Annotated in this window: 13 protein-coding genes; 10 read left to right on the forward strand and 3 right to left on the reverse strand. The window is 67.4% G+C overall.

Annotation, left to right across the window (positions count from 1 at the left end):
• The 3 genes from flgL to ACLQ6X_RS14105 all read right to left on the reverse strand — a co-directional run.
• On the reverse strand, positions 1-417 hold a 417-nt coding region (flgL, locus tag ACLQ6X_RS14095), incomplete at its 3' end, for a flagellar hook-associated protein FlgL (RefSeq protein ID WP_411700788.1).
• A 3-nt stretch (positions 418-420) separates the two neighbouring features.
• Positions 421-1,842 (reverse strand): flagellar hook-associated protein FlgK, encoded by a 1,422-nt coding sequence (flgK, locus tag ACLQ6X_RS14100; RefSeq protein WP_411700789.1) that lies wholly within the window; start codon positions 1,840-1,842, stop codon positions 421-423.
• Positions 1,843-1,862: 20 nt separating this feature from the next.
• The gene (locus ACLQ6X_RS14105; protein ID WP_411700790.1) at positions 1,863-2,348 is read right to left on the reverse strand and encodes a flagellar protein FlgN; all 486 of its coding nucleotides are present in this window, start codon (positions 2,346-2,348) and stop codon (positions 1,863-1,865) included.
• Between the two features lie 378 nt (positions 2,349-2,726).
• On the opposite strand from ACLQ6X_RS14105, the gene ACLQ6X_RS14110 reads away from it, so the two are divergent.
• From ACLQ6X_RS14110 to fliG, 10 genes are all read left to right on the forward strand, one after another.
• Positions 2,727-3,539 (forward strand): sigma-70 family RNA polymerase sigma factor, encoded by an 813-nt coding sequence (locus tag ACLQ6X_RS14110; RefSeq protein ID WP_411700791.1) that lies wholly within the window; start codon positions 2,727-2,729, stop codon positions 3,537-3,539.
• Positions 3,540-3,661: 122 nt separating this feature from the next.
• Positions 3,662-4,525: a flagellin gene (locus ACLQ6X_RS14115; RefSeq protein ID WP_411700792.1), complete on the forward strand. Its 864-nt coding sequence runs from the start codon at positions 3,662-3,664 to the stop codon at positions 4,523-4,525.
• A gap of 131 nt (positions 4,526-4,656) precedes the next feature.
• Positions 4,657-6,036, forward strand: a complete 1,380-nt coding sequence (gene fliD, locus ACLQ6X_RS14120; RefSeq protein ID WP_411700793.1) for a flagellar filament capping protein FliD — start codon at positions 4,657-4,659, stop codon at positions 6,034-6,036.
• Positions 6,037-6,038: 2 nt separating this feature from the next.
• Positions 6,039-6,482 (forward strand): flagellar export chaperone FliS, encoded by a 444-nt coding sequence (gene fliS, locus ACLQ6X_RS14125; protein WP_411700794.1) that lies wholly within the window; start codon positions 6,039-6,041, stop codon positions 6,480-6,482.
• The gene (locus tag ACLQ6X_RS14130) at positions 6,475-6,786 is read left to right on the forward strand and encodes a hypothetical protein (RefSeq protein WP_411700795.1); all 312 of its coding nucleotides are present in this window, start codon (positions 6,475-6,477) and stop codon (positions 6,784-6,786) included. Before fliS ends, ACLQ6X_RS14130 begins: the two co-directional genes overlap by 8 nt.
• 128 nt (positions 6,787-6,914) lie before the next feature.
• The gene (gene flgB, locus ACLQ6X_RS14135; protein WP_411700796.1) at positions 6,915-7,256 is read left to right on the forward strand and encodes a flagellar basal body rod protein FlgB; all 342 of its coding nucleotides are present in this window, start codon (positions 6,915-6,917) and stop codon (positions 7,254-7,256) included.
• The gene (locus ACLQ6X_RS14140) at positions 7,256-7,648 is read left to right on the forward strand and encodes a flagellar basal body rod protein FlgC (protein ID WP_411700797.1); all 393 of its coding nucleotides are present in this window, start codon (positions 7,256-7,258) and stop codon (positions 7,646-7,648) included. The genes flgB and ACLQ6X_RS14140 overlap by 1 nt, the downstream gene beginning before the upstream one ends.
• A complete protein-coding gene (fliE, locus tag ACLQ6X_RS14145; RefSeq protein WP_411700798.1) occupies positions 7,648-7,953 on the forward strand; it encodes a flagellar hook-basal body complex protein FliE in 306 nt (101 codons plus the stop codon). The genes ACLQ6X_RS14140 and fliE overlap by 1 nt, the downstream gene beginning before the upstream one ends.
• Positions 7,953-9,548: a flagellar basal-body MS-ring/collar protein FliF gene (fliF, locus tag ACLQ6X_RS14150; RefSeq protein ID WP_411700799.1), complete on the forward strand. Its 1,596-nt coding sequence runs from the start codon at positions 7,953-7,955 to the stop codon at positions 9,546-9,548. The genes fliE and fliF overlap by 1 nt, the downstream gene beginning before the upstream one ends.
• Positions 9,545-10,612, forward strand: a complete 1,068-nt coding sequence (gene fliG / locus ACLQ6X_RS14155; RefSeq protein WP_411700800.1) for a flagellar motor switch protein FliG — start codon at positions 9,545-9,547, stop codon at positions 10,610-10,612. Before fliF ends, fliG begins: the two co-directional genes overlap by 4 nt.
• Positions 10,613-10,636: the final 24 nt, after the last annotated feature.

Consider the following 10,636-nt stretch of genomic DNA (forward strand, 5'->3'; position numbering starts at 1 on the left):
GGCGAACACCGTGCGGCCGAGGTATTTGGTGTTCGCGGTGGTCATGAGCTCGGCACGGAGCGTTTCGAGCTCGACCGCGATGGCTTCCTTCTGCGTCGGCGACAGTGCGCCGTCGTTGGCGCCCTGAACCGTGAGGTCGCGGACCCGTTTCATGATGTCGCCGGTCTGGCCGAGGGCGGTGTCGACGACGCTCATCCAGGAGTTGCCGTCGCTGATGTTGCGCGAGAACTGCGCCACCGCGTTCTGTTCCGAGCGCACGCGGATCGAGTCGGCGGTGCCGGCCGGGTCGTCGGAGGGAACGGAGATGCGTTTGAGGCTCGAGGCGGTCTCCTGCAGTTTCGACAGCGTGGCGAGGCTCAGCTGCAGATTGCGCTGCGACGCTATGGCCAGACCCTGATTGGTGACGCGATTGATCACGAGCTATCTCCCCACGAGACCGGTGCGGTTGATGAGTGTGTCGAGCATCTCGTCGACGGCCGTCATGACCCGCGCCGCGCCCTGGTAGGCCGATTGGAACATCAGCATGTTGACGTTCTCCTCGTCCATGTCGACGGATGCGTTCGACAGCTGGTTGCCGACGGCCGCCTTGGTCGAGAGGTCGGCGAGGGCCGACTGCTGCAGGCCGGTCTTGGCCGCGATGCCGATGCCGGTGACGATTCCCGACCACTTCTTGTCGGGGGAGTCGGCAGAGGCGCCGATCTGCGCGACGGCGGCGGCGATGGAGCCGTCTTTGCCGCCCGCGCCGACCGCGCCCGCGGCGATACCGCTCGCATTGGTCGGGATGATCGAGAGTCCCAAGGCTGCGGGGCCCGTCGCCGAGACCGCGAAGAAGTCGAGTCCGGTCGTGCCGTTCGGCGTCGCGCCGCTGCTGTGCACGGCGTTGACCTTCTGCGCGATGAAGGTCGCGAGCTCGTTGTAGTCGGCGGCGGCCTCGGCGAGCGCTCCGCCGGTGCCCGAGGCGTTCGCGGCGGACAGCGTGGAGAGCGCCCCGGCGATCTCGCCACCGTCGATGGTGACGGGCACGTTCGGGCGTCCGACCCAGCTCAGCTTGACGGGGTCGCCCGCCGCACCGACCATCGCGGTCGTGCCGGTGAGCTCGACCGCGTACGACCTGTCGCCGGAGACGAGGGCGTTGCCGCCGACGAGCACCTCCGCGGTTCCGTCGGGGAGGTTGCGCACGGTCGCGCCGGACAGGGCCGCGATCGTGGTGGTGAGGTTGTTGCGCTGGTCGATGTACTCGTTCGCCGAGCCGCCCGCGTTGAGCGTCGACCGGATGAGGCCGTTGAGCGCGGCGACCTGGGTGGCGGCGTCGTTGAGCTCGGTCGCCATGCCGGCCGTCTCGTCGCGAAGCACGTTCCACTGGTCGTTCACTGCCGTGTATCCGGCGGCGATCTGGGTGACGAGCGCACCGGACTGCTGCAGCAGCACCGCGGCCGACGACTCGTCGCCCTTGAGGCTCATGTCGCTCCAGGCCGCCCACACGTTGGAGAGCTGCTTGGAGATGCCGGTGTCGCCGGGTTCGTGCAGCGACGTCTGCAGCGTCGAGAGGGCGTTCGCGCGCACGCCCCAGTAGCCGCTCGACGCCGTGCTCGAGCGGACCTTCGCATCGAGGAAGACGTCACCGAGACGCTCGATCGAGGTGACATGGGTGCCCTGGCCGACCTTGACCTGCCCGGTGAGCGGGCCGACCTGGGCGAGGGATCCCACGGCGGTCTGCACGGCACGCTGCCGGGTGTAGCCGGCGACGTTCACGTTCGAGATGTTCTGGCCGACCACGTTGATGCCCTGCCGGGCGGCCGTCAGGCCGGTGTAGGCGGTGTTCAGCCCGCTGAAGGTGCTCATGGTGGTGTCCCCGGGTGGTCTTAGAGGTTGAGGTCGAACATCCGGGCGGTTGCCAGAGAGTTTTCGGTGACGCCCTTGGCGTCGTAGGTGCCGCTCGCGGAGCCGTCGTGCGCGAGCGCCTCCTGCGTGGAGCGGATGGCGACGCGCAGGTACTGCACGTTGAGGTCGCGCAATTCTTGGATCTCGCGCGTCAGCTGGGTCATCGCCACGAGATGGGCGGTGAGGATGTCGCGCCAGGTGTCATCCGTCGTGTGCACGGTGAGTTCGCGCAGCGTCGAATTCTCGTCGACGCCCCAGTCTTCGGCGAGACTGGCCACCTCGATCGAGCGCGCGAGGCCGGCGTTGCGCAGCTTCTGCATCACCTGCTCGACCTCCTGCGTCGCGTACTGCAGCCAGCGGGCCTTGCCCGACGTCAGCAGCAGCTGTTCTTCGGTCAGCTTGAAGACGAGCAGCTCGAGCAGTTCGCGCTCGCGCCACAGCGACGCCGACAGTTCATGCGTACCCATGACGAATACCCTCTCTGCCCGCCTCGCGATACACCGCCGGGGGGAGTCGTCGAATGATCCCGGTGTTCGCGTCGGTAGGAACTTTCGGCAAGGGTAACGCCCGGGTTAGAAGGATTCGCGGAAAATTCCGCGAATTCCCGGGATTAAGAGGCAGCGGCCGTGAAACCAGTTCGGGGGATACCCGTTCGGGGGTGACCCGGTTTGGGGGCGCGCGGAGGTTGAGGGTTTCTCTTACCCCGCCGATAGAGTCGGCAATACCCGAATAAAGCGCGTGTTTACCCTGGCCCGCACTGCACCACATAACGTCCAGAAACTTTCGACGACCGTGTCGTTCACGAGCGTCGAGCTATGCCAGAAACCGCTGACGGGGGTCATGCTGTGGAACGACACGAACGCAACACGCTGGTGGTGGAGAACCTGCCGCTCGTCGGATACCTCGTATCCGAGGTCTGGGCGAAGGCCCGCCATCTCTCCCGCGACGACCTGGCCTCGGCCGGTGCGCTCGCGCTCGTGCAGTCGGCCGACTCCTTCAAAGCCGAGCTCGGTATCCCGTTCGGCGCCTTCGCCCGCCGTCGCATCATCGGCGCCTTCGCCGACGAGATGCGTTCGGAAGACTGGGCCAGCCGCGGCGCCCGCCGTCGCATCAAAGACACCCTCGCGGTGCAGGACACCCTGACGGCCGCCCTCGGTCGCAAGCCCAAGGTCGACGAGGTCGCCGCCGCGATGGGGGTAGACCGTGAATCCGCGGCGGCCGGCATGGCAGACGCCGCCCGCGTGGTCGTCGCCCTCGACGAGACCGTCGCCGAGGCGCTCGTCGCCGAGGCCGCGCTGCCAGAAGAGACGCTGCTCTCGGCCGAGCGGCTCGCCTACCTACACTCCGCAGTCGACGTGCTGCCCGAGAAGATGCGCGCCGTCATCACGGCCATCTACTTCGACGACAAGACGGTCAAGGACATCGCGGAGGAATCGGGCACGACCCACTCCGCCGTGTCGCAGCTGCGCTCCGAGGCGGTGCGGCTGCTGCGCGACGGACTCGAGACGCACTACTCCGACTCGACCGCCGAGTACACGCCCGTCTCCCGCGTCGCCGTCTCCAGCCGCAGCGCGTACCTGGCCAGGATGGCGGAGCACGCCATGGCCACGTCGGTGCGCGACCGTGGCGTGGTGCACACGGAAGCCGCGGCATCCTGAACTGAAAAAGCACGAAAAAAGCTTCTTTCGCGCCTAACGCCATCCGGCGGGCGGCCGATAGCTAGAAGTATCAGCCCATGGATGGGCCGATGCACTCAAACCCAATCACGGAGGAAAACATCATGGGTATGCAGATCAACACCAACGTTTCGGCACTCAACTCGTACCGCAACCTGTCCAACACGCAGAACGACCTGTCGAAGTCGCTGGAGAAGCTTTCCAGCGGCCTGCGCATCAACCGCGCAGCCGACGACGCAGCCGGTCTCGCCATCTCCGAGGGTCTGCGCTCGCAGGTCAGCGGCTCGAAGGTTGCAGCCCGCAACGCTCAGGACGGCATCTCGGTCATCCAGACCGCTGAAGGCGCCCTGACCGAGGTTCACTCGATCCTGCAGCGCATGCGTGACCTCGCGGTCCAGGGTGGTAGCGACTCGAACAACGCCGAGTCCCGCACCGCGCTCAAGACCGAGATCGACGGCCTCGCGTCGGAGCTCAACCGTATCGGCGCCAACACCAAGTTCAACGGCATCAACCTCATGGACGGCAGCACCAAGTCGTTCCAGATCGGCGCCAACGGCAACACCGGAACCGACGTCTCCAACATCATCGACGTCGACCTGACCAACCTCGCGACCGCGCTCACCGGCGTTGTCACGACCGAGGCCACCGGCGCTGACCTGACCGCGACGATCACGGTCGACACGACCGCGAACTCGGCGCTCGCCATCGAGGCGCTCGACACCGCGATCACCGCGATCAGCACCTCGCGTTCGGAGCTCGGTGCGAAGCAGAACCGCTTCGAGTCGGCGATCAACTCGCTGAACGTCTCGGCCGAGAACCTCACCGCTGCGGAGTCGCGTATCCGCGACACCGACATGGCGAGCGAAATGGTCAACTACACCCGCTCGAACATCCTGTCGCAGGCCGGCACCGCCATGCTCGCGCAGGCGAACCAGTCGAACCAGGGCGTGCTGCAGCTTCTCCAGTAAACCGGGTAGCTACCAGCGATAAACCAACGCCCGGCGGTTCTCGAGAGAGAACTGGACGTCTTGACCGAGATCCGCCGGGCGTTTTTTCGCACCACCACGAACTTTTCCACCGTCAGCGAAGGAGAGCGGCAATGGCATCGATCAGCCTCCCGGGCCTCGCGAGCGGGCTCAACTCAGCAGAACTCATCGCCTCTCTCCTCGCGATCGACAAGCAGTCGCAGACACTGCTCAAGAACAAGGCCACCGTCGTCTCGACGTCGGTCAGCGCACTGCAGGGACTCAACACCCAGATCGCGGCCCTCGGCACGCTCGCCGAGTCGACAGCGAAGGCCGGCGGCCTCGACTTCTACTCCGCGACGAGCAGCTCGACGAAGGTCACCGCGACCGCCGCGGCTGGGGCGTCGAACGGATCCATCGACATCGTGGTCGGCAAGCTCGCCCAGGCGCAGTCGGGCGTGACCGCCCCGATGACGGCATGGGCGGGAACCTCGATCACCATCGTCGGCTCGACCGGCACGGCCACCGAGATCACCCCCGCATCGTCCTCCCTCGACGACGTCGTCAAGGCCATCAACGCTTCTGCCGCAGGTGTCACCGCGACGAAGGTCGCCGCGGGTACCGATGCCGGTGGCGCCACCCAGTACCGTCTGCAGCTCAGCGGCAAGGAGACCGGGGCTGCCGGTTCGTTCGCGGCATACTCCGGCACGGCGGCGGACGTCAGCGCCGGAACCGCGACGAACGTTCTCACCCAGGCGGGAGCGGCAACCCTGCGGGTCGGCCAGGACGCCTCGGTCACGCTCTTCGCCGGAACCGCGGCCGAGCAGGTGCTCACTTCTAAGACGAACACCTTCGCCGAGCTTCTGCCCGGTGTCTCCGTGACGGTCTCGGGGGTCTCCACCGAACCCGTGACCATCGACATCGCCCGCGACACCTCGAAGACGAGCGCCGCCGCGGCCGCCCTGATCGCCAGCGTCAACACCACGCTCGCCTACATCTCGACCCGCTCGGTGTCGTCGTCGAGCAGCGACGCGGAGGGCAACCCGTACCTCGTCGGCGGCGCTTTCACCGGCGACAGCACCACCCGCACCGTGAGCCAGAAAGTCCTCGACGCGGCATCCGCCCCCCTGGACGGCCGCTCTCCCTCGGAGTTCGGCATCTCGATCACCAAGTCGGGCACGATGGAGTTCAACACCGAGAAGTTCGAGGCGGCGTTCGCGAAAGACCCGGTCGCCACCCAGAAGGCCGTTTCCGAGATCGCGTCGCGGCTCTCCACTGTCGCCACGACCGCGTCCGACAAATACACGGGAACGATCACCGCAAAGATCACCGGCCAGCAGTCCACCGTCGACTCCCTCAACGAACAGGTGTCGAAGTGGGACGACCGCCTGGCCACGAGAAAGACGAACCTCGAGCGCTACTACGCGGCGTTCGAGGTGAGCATGGGCAACCTCAACGCACAGATGACCTGGCTGACATCGCAGGTCGACGCGCTCCAGGCATCGAAGGACTGAACATGACGATGTACGCGAACCCCCAACAGCAGCGCAACCGCTACATGACCGACACCGTGATGTCGGCGACGCCGTCGCAGCTGCTCACCATGCTCTACGACCGACTGCTGCTCGACCTGAACCGCGCCGAGAGCGCCCACGCGACTGATTCGTGGGCCGTGGCATCCACCAACCTGCTGCACGCGCAAGACATCGTCGCCGAGCTCACCTCGACGCTCAAGGTCGATGCGTGGGACGGTGGCGAACGTCTGCTCGCCCTGTACAACTATGTCGCCGGCGCTCTCATCGCCGCGAACGTCAAGCGTGACGTCGCGCGCATCCGCGAGTGCATCGAACTGCTCGAGCCGCTGCGCCAGGCCTGGCATGACGCCGCCGGTCAGCTCGCGGTCGCGCAGACCGCCCCCGCCCGCCCGGTCGCCAGCGGCGGAATGCTCGGCGTTGCCTGAGTCGGTCGCCGCATACGACAGCTGGGTCGAGGTTCTCGCGGCTCTCGAAGAGTCGGCCGCGTCTGCGCTCGACCCGGGATCGATGACGGATGCCGCGGCGCCCGCCACCTGGACGCCACCCGCCGGCCTCGGCCCGCTCCCCCTGCCGCTGCGCGAACGCGCCCAGACACTGCTCGCCGACCAGCGCGGGGCGGCCCGCGCACTCGACGAGCTGCAGCGCGAGACCGGCCGGCACCTCGCCGCAGTGCGCGCCGTGCCGCAGCTGTCCGACCGCCAGTCGGTCTACCTCGACGTCACCGGCTGAAGAATTAACCCGGGTTCGTCTAACGACCCGGGGCGGGCGACCGATAGCTAGTCAGTGAAGAGCACGGATTGCTCACCATCAGGCCACGGATCGGCCGCTTCGTTTCTTGTAATGAGAAGACGGACACAGTGCTCGAATCTGTTACTTCCGCTGCGCTGAGCAGCGCGCTCGACGGCCTGGCCCTGCGCCAGCGCACCATCGCCAGCAATATCGCGAACGTCAACACTCCCGGCTACACGGCCAAGCGCGTCATGTTCGAAGACGCCCTCGCCAAGTCGGTCGAGAACGGCGACGGCAACGTCACCGCGGTCACCGCCCGCTCGCTCGAGCCCACCCGCCTCGACGGCAACAACGTGAACCTCGACACCGAGACGCTCTCCAACGTCGACACCGTGCTGCGCTTCCAGTTCGCCAGCCAGGCCATCGGCGGCCAGTTCACCGCGCTGCGCACCGCGATGCGGACCAGCTGATGACGTTCGACGCGATCGGCATCGCCAGCACGGGCATGACCCTGCACCGCAAATGGCTCGACGCGGTCTCCGACAACCTGTCGAACATCAACACCGTGAAGGCGACGACCGACGACGCATTCCAGGCCCGCTACGTCGTGGCCCAGGAGGGCGAGGGCACGGCCGGCGTCTACGTGGCCGGCGCCGCGTTCGGCGACGCGGCCGGACGCCTCGTACACGAGCCGAACCACCCGCTCGCCGATGCCGACGGCTACGTGCGTTACCCCGACATCGACCTCGCCTCGCAGATGGGCCAGTTGATCATGGCCCAGCGGGGCTACCAAGCCAGTGCCGCGGTCGTCGACCGTGCCAAAGAGACCTACCAGGCCGCCCTCCAGATCGGACGCAACTGATGGACCCGCTCGCAATCTCCCCGGTGCAGGGAACGACAGGCACCGGCTACCTCCCGAGCGTCGGGGGAGTGCAGTCCACCGACGGCTCGAGCTTCGCCAGCTCGCTCGTCGGCGCCGTCGACAACGTGCAGCAGCTGCAGAACACCTCGGGCGACCTCGCGGTAAAGGCCGTCACGGGCGACCTCGAAGACATCCACAACGCGACCATCGCCTCCTCCCGGGCCGCCGTCACCCTCGAGCTCGTCGCCGCCGTGCGTAACAAGGGCGTCGACGCGTTCACCGAGATCATGCGGATGCAGGCCTGATGCCCCGCCAGGTCACGTCGGCGTTCCGCAACTTCGCCAACACGGTGCGCAAATTCACCGTTGCGCAGCGCACCGTCGCCATCATCGGTATCGCCGTGCTCGCGCTCGGCATCATCGCCCTCGGCATGTGGGCGACCAAGCCGTCGTACACCCCGCTGTTCTCCGGCCTCAGCGGGGAAGACGCCAACACGCTCGTCGAGCAGCTGCGCGGCGAGGGCGTTCCCTACGAGCTCTCCAACGGCGGCGCCACGATCATGGTGCCTGAGGAGAACGTCTACGACCAGCGCCTCAAGGCGGCGGCCGCCGGCCTCCCGTCGTCGACGACGGGAGGCTACTCGCTGCTCGACTCGATGGGCGTCACCGCGTCGGAGTTCCAGCAGGACGTGACCTACAAGCGTGCCCTCGAGGGCGAACTCGCGAAGACCATCTCGGCGCTCGAGGGCGTCAAGACGGCATCGGTGCGGCTCGCCATCCCCGAGGAGACCGTCTTCGTCTCGGAGAAGAACGACCCGACCGCCTCGGTGTTCGTGGAGACCCAGAGCGGCGTGACCCTCAGCTCCGACCAGGTGCAGGCCATCGTGCACCTCACGAGCGCCTCGATCGACGGCATGGACCCCACCGACGTCGCCGTCGTCGACTCCGACGGCTCCGTGCTCTCCGCCGTGGGCGAGGGTGCGACCGGCGGGGCCGACCAGCAGGTCTCAGACTACGAGGCCGGCATCCGCGAGTCGGTGCAGTCGATGCTCGACAAGATGGTCGGCGCAGGCAATGCGACGGTCGTCGTCGCGGCCGACATGAGCCGCGAATCGGCCGAGCGCGTGGAAGAGACCTTCACCTCGCCCGAGGACCCGCTCGCGCTCAGCGAGTCGGCGACCGTCGACAGCACGGGGGCGGGCGGCCAGACCGCCGCCGGCGTTCTCGGACCGGACAACATCGCGGTTCCGGGAACCGCCGAAGCCGCCGAGGGCGAGACGAGCTCGAGCCTGACGCGCAACAACGCCGTGAACAAGGTCACCGAGTCGACCACCATCCCGGCCGGTGTTCTCACCCGCAAGACCATCTCGGTGGCCCTGAACCAGGGCGCCGCCAAGGGCCTGAACATCGCCGGCGTCACCGACCTGGTCGCGACCGCGGCGGGAATCGACGAGGAACGCGGAGACGTCGTGACCGTCGAGGTCGTGCCGTTCAACGGAGCCGGAGCCGCCGAGGCGACGGAGGCACTCGAAGCGGCAGCAGCGGCCGCCGAGGCCGACCGGTTCGCCGACCTCATCCGCACCGCCGTCATCGCGCTCGCGATCGCGCTGCCCATCATCATCGCCCTCGCGATCTTCGCCGCACGCTCGAAGCGCCGCCAGCAGGACATCGAGGAGGCCGCCGACCTCGCCGACCTGCGCTCGATCCTCAACGACACGCAGCCGACGGCCGCGCTCACCACTCCCGCCTACACCGCCATCCCGACCGTGCCGACCTCGCCGCTGCTCATCGAGCCGAACACCAGCGACCGCACCCGCGCCGAGATCGACGCCCTCGCCGCGCAAGACCCGCAGCGCGCTGCCGAGTTCCTTCGCGGCCTGATGGACGGCCAGCGCGCATGACCGAGGTCATCGCGACACTGACGCCGGTCGCCAAGGCGCCGAGCGCGCAGAAGCCGGCGTCGACGCTGACCGGAACCCAGAAGGCCGCCGTCGTGCTCATGAGCATGGATCAGGAGGCCGCCGCCGGAGTCATGAAGCAGTTCTCCGACAGCGAGGCCGAGGAGATCACGAGCGAGATCATCAAGCTGCGCCGGGTCGAATCCGGCGTCGCCGACGAGGTCATGACCGAATACCTCGACCTCACCGTCAAGGGCGGCTGGAGCTCGCGCGGCGGCAAGGACTTCGCCACCAGCCTGCTCGAAGCCAGCTTCGGCGCCGACCGCGCCGGCGACCTGATGAACCGCGTCGCCTCGAACATGGCGGGAAAGGCGTTCGAGTTTCTCGACAGCGTCGAATCCGGCCAGATCGTCACCCTCATGGACGGCGAACTGCCGCAGACCATCGCGCTCGTGCTCGCACACATGCGCCCCGACCACGCGGCACCGGTGCTCGCATCGCTCGACGACGACGTGCGCAGCGAGGTCGCCCAGAGCATCGGCATGATGGGAACCGCGATCCCCGAGGCGGTACGTCTGGTCGCAGACACCCTCAAGCTGCGCGCGGGTGCTGTCGTGTCATCCGGAGAATCGATGGAGGTCGTCGGAGGCATCCAGCCGCTCGTCGAGATCATCAACCGCGCCGACATCGCCACCGAGAAGGCGCTGCTCGAGCGCCTCGACGAGATCGATCCCGAACTGGCCGAAGAGGTGCGCTCGCGCATGCTCACCTTCGCCGACATCGTGAAGCTCGAACGCCGCGACGTGCAGCAGGTGCTGCGCGGCATCGACACCGCCGTGCTCGCGGTCGCCATGAAGGGCACCACCGAGGCGGTCATCGACATCATCAAGACCAACCTCTCCGAGCGCAACCGCGAACTGCTCGAAGACGAGACGAAGACCCTCGGCCCCGTGCGCGCCTCGCAGGTGGAGGAGGCCCGCGCCGAAGTCGTGCGTGCCATCCGCGACCTCGAAGCGCAGGGCAGCATCACCGTGCAGCGCGGTGACGAGGACGAATATGTCCAGTGACACCGACTTCTCGACCCTGAGCTA

The sequence above is a fragment of the Conyzicola sp. genome, assembly GCF_046714715.1.
Lineage (GTDB): Bacteria > Actinomycetota > Actinomycetes > Actinomycetales > Microbacteriaceae > Conyzicola.